The organism is Maribacter chungangensis, assembly GCF_042676845.1.
Taxonomy (GTDB): domain Bacteria; phylum Bacteroidota; class Bacteroidia; order Flavobacteriales; family Flavobacteriaceae; genus Maribacter; species Maribacter chungangensis.
The window spans coordinates 345,318-365,179 of sequence record NZ_JBHTHY010000014.1 but is presented as its reverse complement, the minus strand read 5'-3'; the positions used below and the strand labels follow the sequence as shown (position 1 = coordinate 365,179).

Sequence of the window (19,862 nt, the reverse complement as noted above, 5' to 3'; positions counted from 1 at the left end):
TTAAAGTGTAATTATAGCTTTTGTTAAAATTTATATTTAAGTGTTACTCCTAAGTTGATGCCCAAATTATATTCCCTGATGGTGATGTCTCCGTTTCCGGTATTCTCCCTTACCAAGGAGATGCTTGGGTCTAAGAGGTTGGAAGCGCTGAGGTTTGCCTCAAAATGTTCCCCTATTGGATTTTTCCAGACGAAGTTTAGGGTAGGGACGGCCTTTTCTACAATGTTTCCTAAAGAACCTGCTCCTAAGGCCGCTATTCTGTCCGAAAAATAAGAGAATACCAAAGTGGCCTTAGGCCGGTAATTTTCAAAAGCCGGACTATAATTTATATCGGTGTTGATAATAAAAGGAGATGCGCCCTGCAATGCATCGGAATCGCGGTCAAAGGTAGTTCCAAACGTATTTTCATCTCCGGCCTCAATATTTTTTAGGTCCTGGTTGGTATGCGTATATGCCGCGTTTAAACCTAAGGAAAGGGTTGCTTTATCGTCTTCATCGGTAATAAGGTTTTTTCTCATCTCTACCTCCAAGCCAATGACCTCTGCTTGCTCCCCTGTTCGAAACAGCCGCTGCGTTCCCGTAGCATCCGCGGCAATAACCCGGTTTACCGGATCCTGTATAAGTTTACCAAAAGCCGCTATGGAAATTAATTCGCCACGTTCCATAAACCACTCATACTTAAGATCAAAATTATAGATATCCGAAAAATTAACACCATCCCCGTTTTTGCCACCGAATAGATCGGGATTACCCCCAAAACGCTGGGTTACGCCTTCATAGACAAAGGGTGCGACTTCCTTGAATTCCGGAAAAGAAACGGTATTGCTAAATCCAAATCGTAAATTAGAATTTTCGGTGAGTTTGTAACGCATATTTAAGCTGGGTAGAAATATATTCTCATATACATTTCTAAACCCGGGATCGGAGGGCGGAAGGTTAATTACATCATACTCAATATTCTGGCTCACGGATTCCGCTCTTATACCCGGCACTATCAAAAATTTGTCGTTGATACTCCATTCTGCCGTTAGGAACCCTGCATGAATATCTAGATTTCCTTGATAGCTGTTATCGGGTAGTCCAGGTCTGTTCACGGCTCCGATTTCAGTGTTGATCGGGTTAAGGTTTCTGATTTCGTACAGCCCACCTTGTGGTGTTCCCAGGCTACTGTTTTCCAACGTAAAGAAGGCATCATAGTTGTTGACGTCCGTTACCGGTGTGGTACGGTCAAAAATGCGATAGCCGTATCGGATACTGCTAAAATTTCGTTCCTTGGTTCGTCCGTTATATCCAAACTTCAAGCTTAGTTTGTCTGAAACCGTATGGGTCAGATTTACAAAACTGTTAAGCTCATCATCCTGTATACTTTGAAAAAATCGTTGATTTTCAAAAGCGGTGTTGGTAAAGAATACCGGATTTGTATTGGGGTCGCTATCCAGGGCAAATTGATAGTTCTCTAAAGTGATTCGTTTTCTGTCCGGTTCGTCCGAGAAGACTTTGTTGTAACCTGTTCCCCAATCTAATTTCAATTTTTCGTTAAATCGATGTTGACCCGTAAGCTGATTTACAAAAATCATGTCTTGGTTAAACTGCACGTTAGAAATAAAGAACCCGTCATCCGAGGTAATACCGTCACGGTTAAATCCCTGTCCTTCCGTACCAAAGAAACTAACGGCATCTGTTGCACTGTTAATGAACAAGGAGCTATACTTAACTTTATGCTCGTTGTTAATTTTATAAACGATATTTCCAAGTGCGGTAGTAGTTGTTTTGTACGCATATTCTTCCGTATTGGGAAAATCGAACTTTAATACATTGGTGAAATCCCTCGCAGGACCTTCCAAGAATTCATATCCGTTTCTAAAACTTGCCGTTCCAAAGAAACTTAGTCGGGATTCCTCGTTCAAGTTTATAGAGTAACCGCCTTCAATGGCCCCGTTAATGTTCACGGGCGTTGACATAGGTTCCGGATCAACGCCGTGTGATAGGATTACTGCAAAGGGGTTGTTGTTGTATCGATTGTAATAACCGAAGAAACTAGTACCTTCACTTTGCAAAAAATCCGCTCCGACGGCATTGGTATTGATGCCACTGCCAAGAGCAATTTCCAAATAACCGTCTCCGGTATATTCCTTGGAATCTATATTTACATTTCCTGCGGCAAAATCGCCGTAGTAAGAAGAATTATATGCTTTGCTTACCGAAACGTTTTCGATAATACTAGATGAAAACAGATTTAAATCTATATTCTTTTTGTTGACGTCATTCGAGGGTAACGATAAACCGTTCATGGTCGTGTTCTGATATCGATCACCCAAACCACGCACGTATACATTACTGGAACCTTCTTGTTTTGATATCCCTGATATTTGCGAGACAGCTGCTGCGGCATCATCGATACCTTTTAGGGTTAAGGCTTCTGCGCTAATTGCCTCTTGCATTACGGTTGCGTTCTTTTGTTGTAAAAGCAGAGCGACTTCCGAATCCTTGCTTGCGGAAACCGTAACCACAACTTCATCCAAGGACATCCCTACCGAGGCACTCATTGGAACGTTAACTGTAGAAACCTTCCCGGCAACAACTTCAATATTCGGAATTTCTACGGTTTCATAACCCAAGTAGCTAACCACTAAGGTGTAGTTGCCCGGCTTCAGATTTTCTATTTGATATAGGCCGTCAAAATCCGAGGTAGTTCCTTGTGTGGTGCCTTTGATCAAAACATTGGCAAACGGTAGCGGCTCGTCATTAACCTCTTTATCGATTAATTTTCCTACCATGCTGCCGGTCTCTTGTGCAGCTACATTGGTACTGCAAATAAGTAAAGCAACTAGTACTAATTTCTTCATAGGATCAATTGGTTCTAAAATCCGCTGCAAAGAAACCGGTATATTGTAAAGGTGGAGTTACTACCGTGTTAAACATTTATTTTTTTAGTGTTACCTAAACGTTACTACATTAAATCAATGTTAAGCCATCCTATCGTACGTGTATTATCTTTACTTTTGAGAAAATAAGCGTACCACAACAGCATGAAAAAAAAGGACATTCGAATACTCTTAGTAGATGATGAGCCAGATATTCTTGAGATTATAAGCTATAATCTCACTGCGGAAGGCTATGAAGTGTTTACCGCAAAAAATGGAGTGGAAGGAGTGGCCAAGGCCAAAAAGAAACAGCCCCATCTTGTTATTTTAGATGTAATGATGCCGGAGATGGACGGTATAGAGGCCTGTGAGATATTGAGAAAAACCAGCGGACTGGAAAATATGGTGATCACCTTTCTAACGGCCCGCGGAGAGGATTATTCGCAAATGGCGGGTTTTGACGCCGGAGCGGACGATTATATAACCAAACCAATAAAACCTAAAGTACTGGTAAGTAAGGTAAACGCTTTACTAAGGCGTGTGCTAAAGGATGAGGATTCACAAGAAGATATCACCCAAGTAGGGGATATCATCATCAATAGGGAAGAGTATAAAATTGTTAAGAAAGGAAAGGAAATAATCCTACCGAGAAAGGAATTTGAATTGTTGGCCCTTTTGACCTCCAAGCCCAGTAAAGTGTTTAAAAGGGAGGTGATTTTAGATAAGGTATGGGGCAACGAAGTGGTGGTGGGCGGCCGCACCATAGATGTTCATATCAGAAAACTAAGGGAAAAGATCGGGGAAGAGCACTTTAAAACGGTCAAGGGTGTGGGATATAAGTTCGTACTCTAATGACCGGTAAAATAAAAAAATCCTATAGGTTCGCCTTTAGGTCCGCTTTTTATATTACCCTGTTATCCGCCTTTTTCTTGGCATTATTGCTCTGGCAATTTCAATTTTTGAACTGGTGGTTTTATAGCTGTCTGCTCCTCTTTATCTACTTGGTCTCATTTGTAACGCTTCAATTGAGAATAGAGAAATTCATTTACAAGCGAATTAAAAAAATCTACGATGATGTTGCCTTGTTGGAATCGTCTACCTTGACTACCGATCCAATTACTACCGACATGCGGACACTTACGGCAGAAATCGAAAAATTCGCAAAAGACAAGAAAATAGAAATAGACACCTTAAAGATTCGCGAGGAATATCGAAAAGATTTTTTAGGGAATGTTTCCCATGAACTTAAGACCCCGCTGTTTACCGTTCAGGGGTATTTGGAGACGCTTCTAGATGGCGCTATCGAAGACAAGAACGTTAGAAGAAAATATATTTCGCGGGCCAATAAAGCAGTAGATCGACTTATATATATCGTAAAGGATCTGGATTTGATTACCAAGTTGGAAGTTGGTGACTTACGGCTAGACAAGCAGGATTTTGATATTATTGAGCTCATACAGAATGTATTTGACCTTTTGGAAATGAAGGCGGCAAAAAATAAAATTGTCCTAACCTTTGACATTTTGTACGACAAGCCTATTATGGTACATGCCGATAGGGAAAAAATACAACAGGTGCTTACCAACCTCTTGGTCAATTCCATAAAATATGGAAATGAGAACGGTACAACAGAGGTGAGTGTAGAAAATTTGGTAAAAAACAAAGTGATCGTGCGGGTAACGGATAACGGTGACGGTATTCCCAAAGAACATATTCCTAGATTATTTGAACGTTTTTATAGGGTAGATCAAAATCGAAGTAGAAAGGAAGGTGGTTCTGGCTTGGGCCTGGCCATTGTAAAACACGTGATAGAGGCCCACGGGGAAAAAATATACGTAGAAAGCGTCTTGGACGTAGGTTCGGAGTTTTCGTTTACTTTAGAAAAGAGCAAGATGCAAATTCAAGATAAGGGATAACGGTCAAAGGTCTTATTTTTAGTAGCTTTGTCCACTTATACTATGAATTGTGGGCAGTAAGAACAAGCTTAAGAGATTTAAGGAAAACGAGACCTTTAAAAATGTAATTCAGCCCACTAGGGACGAGGTAGAAAAAGGCTTTTCTAAACAAGGGGTTTGGAAGGAACATTTTAGTAATGATAACCCCATTGTTTTAGAATTAGGTTGTGGTAAAGGAGAGTATACCGTTGGCCTTGCTAAACTGTTTCCAGATAAAAACTTCATAGGAATCGATATTAAAGGAGCCCGTTTTTGGCGCGGAGCCAAAACTGCTTTGGAAGAAGGACTCGATAATGTAGCTTTTTTAAGGAGCCAAATAGAATTGGTAGACCGGCTTTTTGCCGAAAATGAAGTCTCCGAGATATGGATAACCTTCCCAGATCCTCAAATAAAGTATAAGCGCACCAAACACCGGATGACGAACCAAGTTTTTCTAGATCGCTATAAGAAAGTACTAAAACCAGGAGCGCTAATGCATTTAAAGACCGATAGCGAATTTATGCATGGCTACACGTTGGGACTTTTGCATGGAGCCGGATATGAAGTACTATATGCGAACCATGACGTTTATAAAAATGAAGGAAGTCCTAAGGAAGTGTTGGAACTGCAGACTTTCTACGAAAATCAGTACCTTGAAAAGGGAAAACCGATTACCTATATCCAGTTTCGGATAAATTGATGCTATGCAACACTTGTTGATACTCTATTTTGCCACGTTTTCAGCCGCTTTTATGGCCACGGTCCCACCTGGGTTGCTAAACGTAAATGCTGCGAAAACCAGTGTGGAAAAGAACAAACTAAATGGTATTGTCTTCAGTTTGGGAGTATCCACCATGATTATGCTGCAAGCCATTGTAGCCGTATTCATTTCCAAGTTTCTTCATAAAAATCCGGATGTAGTCGCTATACTGCTTAAAATCGCTATTATTGTTTTTGCAGCGTTGGCAGTTTACTTTTTTATGGCTGCCAGAAGTAACAAAAAGAAGAAAATAAAGGAAATAAAAATCAGTAAGCGTAGCAGCTACTTTAAAGGTGTCTTCTTAGCGGCGGTGAATTTGTTAACGATTCCCTATTACAGCGGATTGAATATTATGTGGAACGCATCCGGGTGGATAAAATTTCAGGTGTTGGACATTGTAACTTTCGTTTTAGCGGCAGGAACCGGGACTTTTTCAGTACTTTATCTTTATGTTTTTTATTTTGACAAACTAGAACATAAGACCCAAAAATTTGCTAAGAACGCTAATTATATCCTTGGATTTTTAATGCTGGTACTACTCATTATTACCATTGTCAGAGTTTACAACACCTAAAAATGGCAGATAACACTAATTTTTTTACCAGGGTCTATGAGGTCGTAAAACAGATTCCCTATGGCAGGGTTACTTCCTATGGTGCGGTTGCCAGTTACTTGGGGGCTGCTCGTAGCGCAAGAATGGTAGGTTGGGCCATGAACGCATCGCATACTATAGAAAATGTTCCTGCCCATAGAGTTGTGAACAAACAAGGACTATTAACAGGGAAACACCATTTTGACGGCACAAACCTTATGCAGCAATTACTGGAAAGTGAAGGTGTAACCGTTATCGAAAATCAAATCCAGAATTTGGACGCCCACTTTTGGGATCCGTATAAAGAGTTGGGCACTCCTAAGGACGTTTAGTCAAATGTTAAGGTAAACACTGTTTTTTCACCAGATGATACGTTTATACTTCCGCCGTGCAACCTCATTATTTGTTTTGAAAGGCTCAGCCCTATACCGGTCCCTGTATTCTTAGTGGTAAAGAAAGGTACAAAGATTTCATCGATCAGGTTTTCCGGGATTCCGGCACCGTTATCTGTCACTTGAATGTATTTTTTGTTCACAGCGTTTATTCCGGCGGTAAAATGGATATAACCATCATCTATTCCTTCCAATGATTGTTTGGCATTTTTTCCTAGGTTCAATAGCACCTGCGTTAGTTGTTTTTGATCTATGTATAATTCTAAGCCTATTGGTTCTATTTGGGTTTTTATGGTAATGCCGGAATGTTCTTTTTGTTCATTTAGCAAGAGGGTTATTTTTTCCAGAAGTGCATTTGCCGGCACCAGTTCTCTATCAGGTTCCGGAATACTTAAAAAATTACGGTACGATTGTACAAAACTCATTAAGTCGGACCCTTGTTCCTTTATCACTTCAAGACCTTTGGTGGTATTTTTAATTTGCTGTTCGGAAAAGTGCGTAGGTATGTCCGGATTGGTGCCTTTTTTGAAGTAATTTAGAATAGATTCCGAAATTGACGTGATAGGCGTAATCGTATTCATGATCTCATGGGTTAATACGCGAATAAGCTTAACCCAGGAATCGGTTTCTTTTTCATCCAGTTCCTTATGAATATCATGAACAACGACCAAAAGCAGCTGTTGGCCTTCTATAACAATCGGTGTGCATTTTAGACTTAGTTCCTTTTTACCGCGCTCGTTTCCAAGTTTAAAAATGGTATTTCCAAAGGGTTGAAGGTCGGCAAAAAGTGCATAGAGGTCTTTGTCTACTTGGTTGAGCTGCTTTACGTGGTTCAGTGGTCTATAATTCAGAAGTTCTTGAACCGTAGGATTTGCGTAAAGAATATGCCCTTTTGGATTTATGGTAAAAATACCAATATCTGCCTGCCGCAGTATTTCTTGGTAGTATTGTTCCTGAGCTTGTTTTTTTAGATGGATATCTTGAATCATGGAATTAAGCATGTTCAAACTATGATTTAGTTCTTCCAATGATTTTACACTAAGTTTCTCGGGAAACCGAAGCGTAAAATCCTCGTTCTTGATCGCATCAAAAAAATAGGCTATCTTACGATTGGTCTGGTTTACGTATTCTATAAGTGCGCCTGTTTGGAAAATCATGATAATCGCTCCAATACCTCCCGCTACATAATGGTCGTTAAAAAAGAAATAGGTGGAAATGATTATCGTAAGTGTCATTAAAATGACCCTAAACACTAATTGAAGATATATATTTCTACTTACCATAGTTCAAGTTCAAATAAAAAAATCAAACACAACCGTAACTCCAAATGTAAACCGAACTGCTTTACCACTATACTTACGTGATTGCAGGGCACGAGGCAATCTGTTATTTTGCAATGTCCGGATTTCAACAGTTTGCCACGTCGCATTCACCATGCTTTCGTACATCAGAATCCGTTTCGCTCCTCGCAAAGACGAACAAGACCACTTATTACTTCTCACCTATTACTTTTTACTCCTTTTCACTGCCCACTGCCACTGCCACTGCTAACTGCCACTACCAACTTTTCTCACTACCGTCTACCCACTAAAAACCATCCACCTTTTCAACAGATTGCCGCGTCGAAACGACCATCTATCATAACTTCGGCATTCGTTTTACTCCTCGCAAAGACGAACAAGACCACTTATTACTTCTCACTTTTAACTTTTTACTCCTTTTTACTGCCCACTACCCGCTACCCACTACCAATTACCCTCTATTTCAACAGATTGCCACGTCGCAACGACCATCTATCATAACTTCAGCATTCGTTTTACTCCTCGCAAAGACGAACAAGACCACTTATTACTTCTCACTTTTAACTGCCACTGCCACTGCCAACTGCTACTTTTCACTACCAACTACCCTCTACCAACTACCCTCTAACAACTACCCTCTACCAACTACCAACTACCCACCTCTTTTCTTCAACTTATTATAGAGCGTTTGTCTGGAAATCCCTAATTGTTCCGCGGCTGCGCTGTAGTTGCCATCATTCTGGTTTAAGGCATTGGTTATCATTACCAACTCCATTTCTTCTAAAGTACTTGGCCCGTTCTCTATGGAAACCGCTTGTCCGGTTTCCAATAAGAAGTCGGTAGGTTTTAATACATTTCCTTCGGACAGTATCACGGCACGTTCCATAGTATGCAGTAGTTCCCTAATATTTCCAGGCCAGTGGTAGGCCATTAATTTTTCCTGTGCAGCTTGGTTTATTTTAAGTCCTGGCTTACCGTATTTGTTCACGAATTTATTCAGATAAAAATCGGCCAAGACCAGTATGTCGCCGTCCCGTTCTCTCAGTGGAGGTACTTGCACCCGTATCGTGTTAATTCTATAGAGCAAATCCTCCCTAAATAATCCGTCCGCTACCATTTGGTCAAGATTACAATTGGTTGCACATATTAAGCGAATATCTACACTGATCGGTTTATTGGAACCTACCCGTACGATAACTCGGTTTTGTATAGCGGATAATAGTTTTGCCTGGGTTTGAAGGGAAAGGTTTCCTATTTCATCTAAAAAGAGGGTGCCGCCGTTTGCCGCTTCAAATTTTCCAACACGGTCTTCCTTGGCATCTGTAAAGGAACCTTTTACGTGGCCGAACAGTTCACTTTCAAAAAGATTCTCCGAGATAGAACCCATATCAACAGAAATGAAAACTTCGTTGTTTCTAATGGAGCGGTTGTGTAATTCTCTGGCGATGAGTTCTTTTCCGGTGCCATTTTCACCCGTAACCAATACATTTACATCTGTTTTAGCTACTTTTTGTACAAGGCTTAGCACAGAATTCAATGCTTTTGATGTGCCAACAATAAAATTTTTGTTTTGATTGATGACCTGTTTGAGGTTGCTCTCTTTTTGTTTAAGTTGATCGACCTCTTTTTGGCTTTTTCGGAGTTCGTATGCAGATTTTACAGTAGTCAATAATCGCTCATTGTTCCATGGTTTAAGAATAAAATCCGAGGCTCCTTCTTTTAGTGCCTCAACAGCCAAGTCTATGGCACCATAAGCTGTCATCATAATAACGGAAATATGGGGCGATTTTTTCTTTATTTCCCGTAGCCAATAGAGCCCCTCGTTTCCAGTATTTACACCGGCGGAAAAGTTCATGTCCAGTAGTATGATGTCTATGGCATTAAGATTGGGAAAGGAAGAAATTTGATTAGGATTGGAAATGGTCTGCACACTTTTATGCACAAACTGTAATAGAATCTCCAGAGCACTAAGAACACTTTTGTTGTCGTCTATTACCAGTATGTTCGCATCTGTCATGTTGTTCTCAATTAAAAAAAAATCCCAAAAACCCTCTTATTTGATGTAAAACAAGGCTATACCTGCAACCCAAAAAAAGAGGATATGATTATTTGTTTATGTGTTTAGCATTAATTTTTTAAACCTTAAACACAGTTAAAACTACAAATCAAATTCTATACATTTAGCACACTGTCCAATTTTTGGACAATATCTGTATAGTTATTTTACACTTTGTTTTACACGAATAATTTATTCCTTAATTAAACAACTGATAAACAGGTATTTAAATTTATGGCACGTATCTAGTGTATGGTTTGGCACAGTACTATACCTATGAATTTAAAAATTAAAATAACGTTATTTTGTTTTCTTGTCCTCAGCATAAAAGCTACAGGCCAGGAGCAATGGACCTTGGATGCTTGTATTGCTTATGCCTTGGAACATAACTTACTGCTTAAGGACTTTCAGTATAACAGTGATGCGAATAGGGAAGACTACCGTCAATCTGTTCGAAATCTGTTGCCAGAAGTAAACGGTGGAGCAAATTACCAGGTGAATTCCGGTAGGGCAGAGGATCCTACTACGGGTACCTTCGGGGTACAGGATTTTTTCTCTAATAATTATTCGGTTCAGTCCAACATCGACTTGTTTCAAGGTTTTCAGAAAATAAACTCGATAAAGGTTTCTAAATTTCTTTTCAGGGCAGCTAAGGAGGAACGTTTACAACAGAAATATCTTTTAGCGTTCCGGGTAATGCAAGCCTTTAACAACATTCGTTTTTTTGAAGGTTTAGTGGCTATTGCGACCGAACAGGTATCTGTTTCAAAGACCAATTTTCAATTGGTAGAGAAACAAATTGAATTGGGCCTTATGGCCGGGGCCGATAGGTATGAGGCTAAATCTTCACTGCTGTCGGATGAATTAAACTTAACACAAAGTAAGAATCAGCTAGCGGCTGCAAAGTTGGCACTTATCCAAGAAATGAACCTGGAAGACACCTCCGAAATAGAAATTATAGCCAATTTAGAAGTAATGACCGATGCAGAAGCCGGAACAGAAATGAAGTCGGATACCGTATATGCCAAAGCCCGTGAATTTCTGCCGTTAATCAAGGCACAGGAATTAAGGGCGCAAGCGGCAAAAAAACAGGTGGGAGTCGCTAGAGGTAGACTTTACCCATCGTTATCACTTTTTGCAGGTATGGGTACAGGTTACTTTGAAACGTTTAGGGATAGTTTGGGAAGTACCTTACCTTTTCGCGAACAGTTCAGGGATAATTTTTCTCGGTTCTATGGTCTAAATCTTAACATACCAATTAGTAACGGCTGGTCTGCAAGATCTAGGGTAAAGCAGGCAAAAATAGAAAGGCTACGGCAAGAAAATAATTTAAAAGTACAGGAACAGGTGCTTTTTCAGACCATACAAGAATTGGTGCAGGAGTATAATGCACTTTTAGTAGAAACAGGGCAGAGCGATCAAAATGTGAAGGCGCAACGCATGGCCTTTGCCATAGCGCAAAAACGATACGAAAAAGGAATGATAAACGGTATTGAACTGTTCACTGCAAAAAATTTATTTGCCAGTGCGCAAAACGAAAATTTACAGGTTAGGCTGCGCTCCGAGATCAATAAGAGTACATTAGACTTTTATAGGGGTTTACCGGTGTTTAATATAAAAGCCCCCTAGCCCCCAAAGGGGGAATTAAGTTGGTTTACGCAACGGATATCCAAAACATTGGAACCTCATGCGGCGGGCGGGTCTTAAATCTCAAACGTGAAACATGAAGCCAAATAAAACAGTAACCCAATAACCCAGTAACCCAATAACCAAATAACCCAGTAACCCAATAACCTAATAACACAGTAACCTAATAACCTAATAACACAGTAACCTAATAACACAGGAACCAAATAAGATGGACATACAATTAGAAAAGAAAAAAGGATTACGGCCAAAGCATTACGGATATATTGCCATAGGATTGTTAGTGCTTTTTGTGGGGTACCAGCTCATTTTTAGCACCTCCGTAGCTACGTTTAGAACGGAGAAGGACAAACTATCCATTGCGGAGGTAACAGCGGGCAAGTTCGACGATTATATCACTATTAATGGGAATGTTGCACCTATTACTACCATTTATATGGATGCTTACGAAGGCGGACGCGTGACCGAAAAATTGATAGAGGAAGGCGCCATGGTCAAAAAGGGGGATATCATTTTAAAGTTGGAGAATATGAACCTTTACGAACAGATTCTAGCCAGTGAGAGTAATTTGGCATTAAAGCAAAATGATTTGCGTTCTACAAAACTAACCTTCGATTCCCGTCAGGTTGAAGGTCGCCGGTCGCTCGCAACAGCTAGTACCGATTTACAAAGGCTAAAACGGAATTACGAGCAGAATAAAGCCTTGTTCGCGGAAGAATTAATATCCAAGGAAGCATATCAGCTTTCCAAAGAAAACTACGAACTCTCCCAAAAGCAATATGATATTGTAAAGATGCAGACGGTAAATGACGACGAACTCCGCGTAACTTCATTAACTGGTCTCGATGCCGATCTGGCTCGTATGCAAAAAACCTTGGGTATGGTTTACCAACGACTGGATCACTTAAATGTTAGGGCTCCAGCTGACGGACAATTAGGGTTTCTGGATGCCGAAATAGGACAGAATATATCGCAAGGGCAACGTATAGGACAGATTAATGTACTGACCGATTATAAGATAGAGGCAGATATAGACGAACATTATATTGACCGTGTTAAACGCGATCTAAGTGCCGTGTTGGAGCGTAACGGAAAAGATTTTAAACTCCGGGTTAGAAAAGTATATCCAGAAGTTAGAAATGGTAGGTTTAGGGTAGATCTTGTTTTTATCGATGAAAAGCCGGAAACGATCCGTACCGGACAGAGTTACAATATCAAATTACAGCTGGGCGAATCTAGCGATGCTCTGTTGTTGCCCAAGGGAAGTTTTTTTCAAAGCACGGGAGGACAATGGATATTTGTGGTGACCCCAGGTACCGATGAAGCTATAAGAAGAAATATCAGGGTTGGGAAACAGAACGCCAGGTTTTACGAAGTCTTGGATGGCTTGGAGTCTGGCGAACAAGTCATTACCAGCAATTATGACAGTTTTGGCGATGCGGAACGGATCATATTAAAATAGCCCCTAGTCCGCCATAGGCGTAGAGTGCTAAGCCGGGTGTTAAAAGGACAGGGCAAAAGCTCCTCCCTGTTCTCAAAGGAATTCCCGCTCCTTTGGAGAGGGTTAGTGAGCGATTTTTTCAAAAAAAAACAAACACAAAAACGAACAACAAATGATAACAATTAAAGATTTAAAAAAGAGTTTTCGAACGGAGGAGGTAGAAACACTGGCATTGAACAATGTAAACCTGAACGTTGAAGATGGCGAGTTTGTCGCCATCATGGGACCATCCGGTTGTGGTAAATCTACCTTATTGAATATCATAGGGATGCTGGATAATCCTACGGAGGGTAGTTACAACTTTGCAGGCCATGAGGTTGCAGGTTTAAAAGAAAGTCAACGTACACAATTGCGAAAAGGGAACTTAGGATTTGTTTTCCAGAGCTTTAACCTCATAGATGAGCTCACCGTCTATGAAAATGTGGAACTGCCCCTTATTTACCTAAAAATGGGCAAGGCAGAGCGTAAGGAAAAAGTAATGAAGGTCTTGGAGCGTATGAAGATCGCGCACAGGGAAAAGCACTTTCCACAACAATTATCGGGTGGGCAGCAGCAACGTGTCGCTATTTCAAGAGCGGTGGTCACCAATCCCAAACTAATTCTTGCCGATGAGCCAACCGGTAACTTGGATTCCAAAAATGGTATCGAAGTTATGAACTTGCTCACGGAACTCAACCAAGAAGGTACTACGATCGTTATGGTAACGCACTCGGATCGGGATTCTCATTACGCCCATAGGGTGGTGAACTTATTTGATGGTCAAATAGTTACGGAAAGTCAAAATAGAGCTATTGGCGCCATGATGTAAAGCCCCCTAGCCCCCGAAGGGGGAATTTCATGCTGGGTGTTCTAAGGACTGAGTAAAAAAAGCTCCTCCCTTTCTTGGTTGCTGAGTGTAGCCGAAGTAAAAGGGAGGTGGCAGCTTTGCTGACGGAGGGTTTGCGTGATAAAGATTGAAACCAAATAGTACAAATAGGAGTTTATTCATCAATTACTAGGAACCTGAGGCCTGAGGTTCAACAGTAAAATCAATAAAAAAGGCAAGACCTGTCAGGTTTAAATTTTAATCAAATCAAGAGGCTATCGATATAGAAAGTTGCCAAAAAGAAAGAAACCTGACAGGTCTGAATTAGGGTAAAGTGGAAGTTTATTCATCAACACCAAGCTTGTACCCTCCTCCTTGGGAGGGGGCTAGGGGGAGGACAAAAAACGAATAGCATGTTCAAAAACTATTTTAAAATCGCTTGGCGAAATATCCTAAAAAATAGCGGATATTCCTTTATAAATATTGGGGGATTGGCCATAGGCCTTGCTTGCTTTTTATTAATTGCCATTTTTATATCCAACGAACTTTCTTATGATACCTATCATGACAAGAAAGATGGGATTTACAGGGTAATCCATCATTCCAACGCAAACAACCCAGAAGATGCATGGGTTTGGGGCAATGCCCCGATTGGTCCCGCATTAAAATCTGATTTTCCAGAAATTATTGAAAAGGCACAATTTTCTGGTAGAAGTGATATCTTATTGGAATATAACAACCGCAAGTTTCAAGAAGGGGAATGCTTTTATGCAGATGCATCCGTTTTTAATGTCTTTAGTTGGCCCTTACTCAATGGGGATGCGAGAACCGCGCTAGAGGCTCCCTATTCCATTGTTTTAACTGAAAGCACGGCAAAAAAATATTTTGGTAATGAAAACCCTGTTGGTAAAACCATAGAAGGTATTGGTGGCAGGGCCAATGATGGAACATATACAGTAACGGGAGTAATGAGAGACATTCCCCAAAATTCCCATTTCAACTTTGATGTACTCATGTCCATGAGTAGTTTTCGGCAGAGCAGATCTGAGATCTTTGAATGGTGGGGCTATGTTGATTTTTATACCTATCTCTTGGTTGCCGACAATTTTGATCAAGCCGCATTCGAGTCCAAAATTCCAAGTTTTTTAGAAAAACATCTTGATGCAGAAGAAGCTGAAGAGTATTACTACAACTTCTCGTTGGAGAACATGAACGAAATATATCTGTATTCTACCGCCGATCGTCAACCGGGCGAAACAGGTAGTTTATCCAATATCTACATATTTGCTATCATTGGGCTGTTTATTTTAGTTATTGCCAGTATCAATTTTATGAATTTGTCCACTGCACGTTCCTTGGAAAGGGCAAAAGAAGTGGGGATACGCAAAGTAATTGGGGCGGAGCGAAGAGGTCTTATATATCAATTCCTAGGGGAATCGTTGATTTTGGTGCTGATTGCCTCACTTCTTGGTCTTGGTCTAGCATTTATAGGCTTACCATGGTTGAGCTCCTTAACAGGTAACGTATTTACAATGGCTTCTTTTATGACCGCTCCTATCCTTCTGCTTTATTTTGGAACGTCTTTGTTGACCGCGCTTATTTCGGGAAGTTACCCAGCCTTTGTACTTTCTGGGTTTAGACCGGTCAGTGTGCTGAAAGGCGCCTTTAGAACATCACCTCAAGGCACCAACCTTAGAAAAGGGTTGGTCGTACTTCAGTTTAGCATATCCATTGCGCTTATTGCCAGTACGGTGGTCGTATACTACCAACTTGGATTTATGCTAAATAAGGATATGGGCTTTGATAAGGAACAACAGCTGATATTGGACTTTAATTGGGACAATCAAGTACTGAACAAGGCTGAGGCCGTTAAAGGAGAGCTGTTGGCGCTAGCTGATGTAAGCTCGGTTTCCCTCTCAAGAACGGTACCCAGTAGTCACTTTCCTGCTGCGGGGACAGATATAGAAACGTATGAGGGGAATATGGAAAATTTCTCCCCTTACATTTATGAAGTGGACAATAATTTCATTCAACACTATAAAATTGATGTGGTAGCCGGTAGGGCATTCTCTCCAGATTTTCCGGCTGATAGCATAAGTTCGCTCATTATTAACGAAGCGGCTGCTAAAGAATTCGGATATACAGACCCAAATCAGATTATTGGAAAAAAGTTTCAGCAATGGGGCCGCGAGGGTACTATTGTTGGTGTGGTCAAAGATTTTAACTATATATCGCTGCACTCAGAGGTCGCGCCACTTACCATAAGACAAGTTCCTTATGGCAGGTACCTTTCTTTACGTATCAGCTCAACTAATTATACCAAAGCGATAGCCGCAATAGAAAACAAATGGAGTCAATTGGCTCCGCATAGACCGTTCATTTATAGTTTTTTGGATGATGCTTTTAACAAACAATATATAGCTGATATACGTTTTAGAAAACTCTTTACGATATTTTCTTGTTTGGCCATTTTTATTGCTTGTTTGGGTCTATTTGGATTGGCAACCTATAGTGCTATGTTGCGAACGAAGGAAATTGGTATTCGAAAGGTGTTAGGGGCCGAAGTCTCTAGTATAGTTACCCTATTGTCCAAAGATTTTATTAAACTGGTAGGTATCGCCATTATCATAGCCATACCCTTTTCTTGGTACGCTATGCGACAATGGCTTAATGAATATGCCTATAGTATTGATGTGGAATGGTGGGTATTTGTCTTAGCTGGGGCAATAGCGCTATCGATTGCGATCATTACCGTTGGTTTCCATGCGTTCAAATCTGCCAACAATAATCCAGTAAAAAGTTTGCGAACCGAGTAAGAAAAGGGCCTCCCTTTTTCACTTGTCTCCGACGAACGAAGTATGAGTGAGAGGAAGGCACAGGTGGCTTGCCTCAGCGAGAATGAGGGATTATATTGGCAGAGTTAAATAGAAAACAAGCGTATAATCATCAATCAAATCAAAACGATAAAATCATGTTAAAAAACTACCTAAAAATCGCATTCAGAAACCTTTGGAGAAACAAAGGATTTAGTGCGCTTAACATCTTCGGGCTGTCCATAGGCATTACCTGTGCCTGTTTGATATTACTTTGGGTAGAGGACGAGATAAATTTTGATAGTGTTTTCCCAAAACAGAATCTGGTCTATTACGTGCCCACCAACCAAACTTTTGAAGGGGAAGTATATACTTATAACGTTACCCCGGGACCGCTTGCCAAAGATTTAAAAGAAGAAGTGCCCGGAATTGCAAAATCTGCCGCAACATTTGGGGAGGAGATGTTGCTCACCAACGGGGAAACGGGAATCAATAGATTTGGAAGGTACGTGCAACCTGATTTTTTAGAAATCTTTAGTTTAAACTTTTTGGAGGGAGAATTGAAGACAGCCCTTTCCAGGCCAGACGGAATTGTGTTGACACAGAAAACCGCAATAGCACTTTTCGGCACCGATAAAAACGTCTTGAATAAAGTACTACAATTGAATAATGAGTTTTCCTTTACCGTAACGGGCATCATACAAGATTTGCCAAGTACGATTACCTATAAATTTGATTGGCTTATACCCTTTCAGCGTTTCCAATTAGGACAAGAAAATATGGCTTGGGCCCAACAATATGGTGGAAATTTTGCTGATACTTTCGTAGAACTCACTCCAAACACCGACTTTAAAACAGTAGATAGCAAGGTCAGGAAAATGATAGCTTCCAAAATAGAATATGATACGGAAGTTCCAAATGAGGCGTTCTTACATTCCATTAAGGATTGGCATCTACGTTCCGAGTTTAAAGAAGGGAAAATTGTTGGAGGTAAGGTTAGTTTGGTAAGGTCGCTGGCCTTCATCGCTTTAATCATTCTATTGATTGCCTGTATCAATTTTATGAACCTCTCAACAGCTCGAAGTGGGAAACGTGCCAATGAAGTTGGGGTTAGAAAAGTATTGGGTTCAAGCAAAAAAAGATTGGTAGGTCAGTTTTTAACGGAGTCTATGATTTTATCCGTTATGTCGGCGATATTAAGTGTTGTTCTTGTAGTACTATTGTTACCGTACTTTAATACCCTAGTCGAAAAGCAAATAGTGCTTAGATTGGGTAACCCTACTCATATTCTTTTTCTTTTGGGCATCACGTTGATTTCTGGAGTTTTGGCAGGCTGGTATCCCGCCCTGTACTTATCCTCTTTTAGACCTGCAGAAGTACTTAAAGGTACCGGCAAAAATCTAGGAAACACATCATTAATTCGTCAAGGTTTAGTGGTTACTCAATTTACGGTTTCCATCATGTTCATCATTTGCAGTACAATTATTTATCAACAGATACAACATATAAGCTCTCGGGATGTAGGTTATAGCAAAGGAACATTGCTAAATCTACCTGTAAGCGGGAATATGATTGAGAAATTTCAACCTATTAAAGAGGAATTGATAGCATCAGGTCTAATAGATAATGCTGCGCTGACCAATGCAAACATGCTCACAGGGGGTTTTAATGGGCAAGGATATCGATGGCAAGGAGGGCAGGATTCCGAGAATGTATTGGTAAGATATAGGTTTGTAAGTCCAAACTTTTTTAGCACAGTAGGATTAAATTTACTTGAAGGTCGTAACTTCAACAACGATGCTATGATAGACAGTACCAATGTTATAATAACCAAATCTTTTGCTAAATTGATGGGAGAAGATAGTGCTATTGGTAAAACTATTATGGACGATGGTATCAACTATAATGTAATAGGTATAGTTAATGATTATGTCTATGGGGACATATACGGTAATAACAATTCAGGACCGGTTATTTTTTATAGTTATTCGGACAATGCGAACACTATGTATGTAAACATAAAACCCAAATCATCTAGAACTGATGCCCTTGCAGCTATCGAGAATGTTTTGAAAAAATATAATCCTGCATTTCCATTTGAATATCGATTTGAAAACGACTTATTTAATTCTAAGTTCAAAAATGAAGAGTTGATTGGTGAGTTAGCAAAGATATTCGCTGCCTTGGCGATTATAATTTCTTGTTTAGGCTTGTTCGGCCTAGCCGCCTATACCGCAGAACAGCGTAAGAAAGAAATTGGCGTGCGTAAGGTCTTAGGTTCGAGTGTTAGCGGCATTGTGCAGTTGCTCTCAAAAGACTTTATGGGCTTGGTTCTAATAGCGTTGGTATTGGCAGGGCCATTAGCTTGGTGGGTGATGAAAAATTGGTTGGAAAGCTACGCATATCGCATAGAGATAAATATTTGGGTATTCGTAATTGCTGGGGCGGTGGCTATTTGTATTGCCTTAGTAACGGTAAGTTTTCAAGCAATTAAAGCAGCTATTGCCAATCCTGTAAAGAGTTTGAGAACCGAGTAAGAAAAGGGCCTCCCTTTTTCACTTGCCTTCGACGAACAATGTATGAGTTAGAGGAAGGCGCAGATGGGCCGCTTTGCGGTTCGGAGGCCAGCCCGACAGAGTGTTCTGGCGGGGATTGTGTGACAAGGGTTGAAACTAAAAACTAAGGAATAGATATTGGCACTAATCTCCCCTTTTAAAAAAACAACATCATGAAGAAAATACAGATCCATAACAGAAAGGAACTTTTGGAAGCCAGAAAGGAACTCAGGAAGAACCTTACGCCCGCGGAAGCCTTTCTTTGGAATCAGTTGAAGTCAAAACAGCTTGATGGAAAGAAATTCGTAAAACAGCACAGTATCGACAATTATATAGTTGACTTTTATCTGGCCTCCGATAAATTGATTATAGAACTCGATGGCGAGGTACATCAAAACGCAACGGCCATGGAATATGATGACAAAAGAACATCTTATTTGAACCAAGAAGGTTTTACGGTAATTCGTTTCGAGAATAAAATGGTCTTTGATAATTTGGAATCTGTACTTATGGAGATTAGAGGGAATTTCAGAGAAAATAAAACAAAAGAGTAAGAAAAGCTCCTCCCTTTGTCAAAGGGAGGTGGCTCGCTTCAGCGAGACGGAGGGATTATGTGAGGAAGATTGCAACTAAAAAGAGGGG

Annotated in this window: 14 protein-coding genes; 11 read left to right on the top strand and 3 right to left on the bottom strand. The window is 40.4% G+C overall.

All coding sequences use genetic code 11. The annotated features are described in order from the left end of the window. Positions 1 to 23: 23 nt before the first annotated feature. Positions 24 to 2,846 (bottom strand): TonB-dependent receptor, encoded by a 2,823-nt coding sequence (locus ACFQZJ_RS15765; protein WP_379935836.1) that lies wholly within the window; start codon positions 2,844 to 2,846, stop codon positions 24 to 26. A 183-nt stretch (positions 2,847 to 3,029) separates the two neighbouring features. Here ACFQZJ_RS15765 and ACFQZJ_RS15760 point away from each other — a divergent pair, with 183 nt between their 5' ends. Genes ACFQZJ_RS15760 through ACFQZJ_RS15740 form a run of 5 tightly spaced genes read left to right on the top strand, consistent with a single transcriptional unit; the run spans position 3,030 to position 6,482 of the window. Continuing rightward, a complete protein-coding gene (locus ACFQZJ_RS15760) occupies positions 3,030 to 3,716 on the top strand; it encodes a response regulator transcription factor (RefSeq protein ID WP_379935835.1) in 687 nt (228 codons plus the stop codon). Then, a complete protein-coding gene (locus ACFQZJ_RS15755; RefSeq protein WP_379935834.1) occupies positions 3,716 to 4,780 on the top strand; it encodes a sensor histidine kinase in 1,065 nt (354 codons plus the stop codon). The genes ACFQZJ_RS15760 and ACFQZJ_RS15755 overlap by 1 nt, the downstream gene beginning before the upstream one ends. Positions 4,781 to 4,829: 49 nt before the next feature. After that, the gene (gene trmB, locus ACFQZJ_RS15750) at positions 4,830 to 5,498 is read left to right on the top strand and encodes a tRNA (guanosine(46)-N7)-methyltransferase TrmB (protein ID WP_379935833.1); all 669 of its coding nucleotides are present in this window, start codon (positions 4,830 to 4,832) and stop codon (positions 5,496 to 5,498) included. A 4-nt stretch (positions 5,499 to 5,502) separates the two neighbouring features. Beyond that, positions 5,503 to 6,132 carry a LysE family transporter gene (locus ACFQZJ_RS15745; RefSeq protein ID WP_379935832.1) on the top strand — a complete coding sequence of 210 codons (630 nt, stop codon included), beginning with the start codon at positions 5,503 to 5,505 and terminating at the stop codon, positions 6,130 to 6,132. Positions 6,133 to 6,134: 2 nt separating this feature from the next. Further along, the gene (locus tag ACFQZJ_RS15740; RefSeq protein WP_379935831.1) at positions 6,135 to 6,482 is read left to right on the top strand and encodes an MGMT family protein; all 348 of its coding nucleotides are present in this window, start codon (positions 6,135 to 6,137) and stop codon (positions 6,480 to 6,482) included. Here ACFQZJ_RS15740 and ACFQZJ_RS15735 read toward each other — a convergent pair. After that, positions 6,479 to 7,825: a sensor histidine kinase gene (locus ACFQZJ_RS15735; RefSeq protein WP_379935830.1), complete on the bottom strand. Its 1,347-nt coding sequence runs from the start codon at positions 7,823 to 7,825 to the stop codon at positions 6,479 to 6,481. The two genes, ACFQZJ_RS15740 and ACFQZJ_RS15735, sit on opposite strands and share 4 nt — an antisense overlap. Positions 7,826 to 8,495: 670 nt before the next feature. Then, positions 8,496 to 9,860, bottom strand: a complete 1,365-nt coding sequence (locus tag ACFQZJ_RS15730; protein ID WP_379935829.1) for a sigma-54-dependent transcriptional regulator — start codon at positions 9,858 to 9,860, stop codon at positions 8,496 to 8,498. A 315-nt stretch (positions 9,861 to 10,175) separates the two neighbouring features. Between ACFQZJ_RS15730 and ACFQZJ_RS15725 the strand changes: the two genes are divergently transcribed. The 6 genes from ACFQZJ_RS15725 (at position 10,176) to ACFQZJ_RS15700 (ending at position 19,774) form a co-directional block, all read left to right on the top strand. Next, positions 10,176 to 11,528, top strand: coding sequence for a TolC family protein (locus ACFQZJ_RS15725; RefSeq protein ID WP_379935828.1), 1,353 nt, complete (start codon positions 10,176 to 10,178; stop codon positions 11,526 to 11,528). A gap of 229 nt (positions 11,529 to 11,757) precedes the next feature. After that, positions 11,758 to 13,008 carry an efflux RND transporter periplasmic adaptor subunit gene (locus ACFQZJ_RS15720; protein ID WP_379935827.1) on the top strand — a complete coding sequence of 417 codons (1,251 nt, stop codon included), beginning with the start codon at positions 11,758 to 11,760 and terminating at the stop codon, positions 13,006 to 13,008. A 151-nt stretch (positions 13,009 to 13,159) separates the two neighbouring features. After that, complete coding sequence (locus ACFQZJ_RS15715) at positions 13,160 to 13,855, top strand: ABC transporter ATP-binding protein (protein WP_379935826.1); 696 nt, start codon at positions 13,160 to 13,162, stop codon at positions 13,853 to 13,855. A gap of 410 nt (positions 13,856 to 14,265) precedes the next feature. Beyond that, positions 14,266 to 16,668 carry an ABC transporter permease gene (locus ACFQZJ_RS15710; protein WP_379935825.1) on the top strand — a complete coding sequence of 801 codons (2,403 nt, stop codon included), beginning with the start codon at positions 14,266 to 14,268 and terminating at the stop codon, positions 16,666 to 16,668. 155 nt (positions 16,669 to 16,823) lie between these two features. Further along, a complete protein-coding gene (locus ACFQZJ_RS15705) occupies positions 16,824 to 19,202 on the top strand; it encodes an ABC transporter permease (protein ID WP_379935824.1) in 2,379 nt (792 codons plus the stop codon). Positions 19,203 to 19,393: 191 nt separating this feature from the next. Continuing rightward, a complete protein-coding gene (locus tag ACFQZJ_RS15700) occupies positions 19,394 to 19,774 on the top strand; it encodes an endonuclease domain-containing protein (protein WP_379935823.1) in 381 nt (126 codons plus the stop codon). The last annotated feature ends 88 nt before the right edge of the window (positions 19,775 to 19,862 follow it).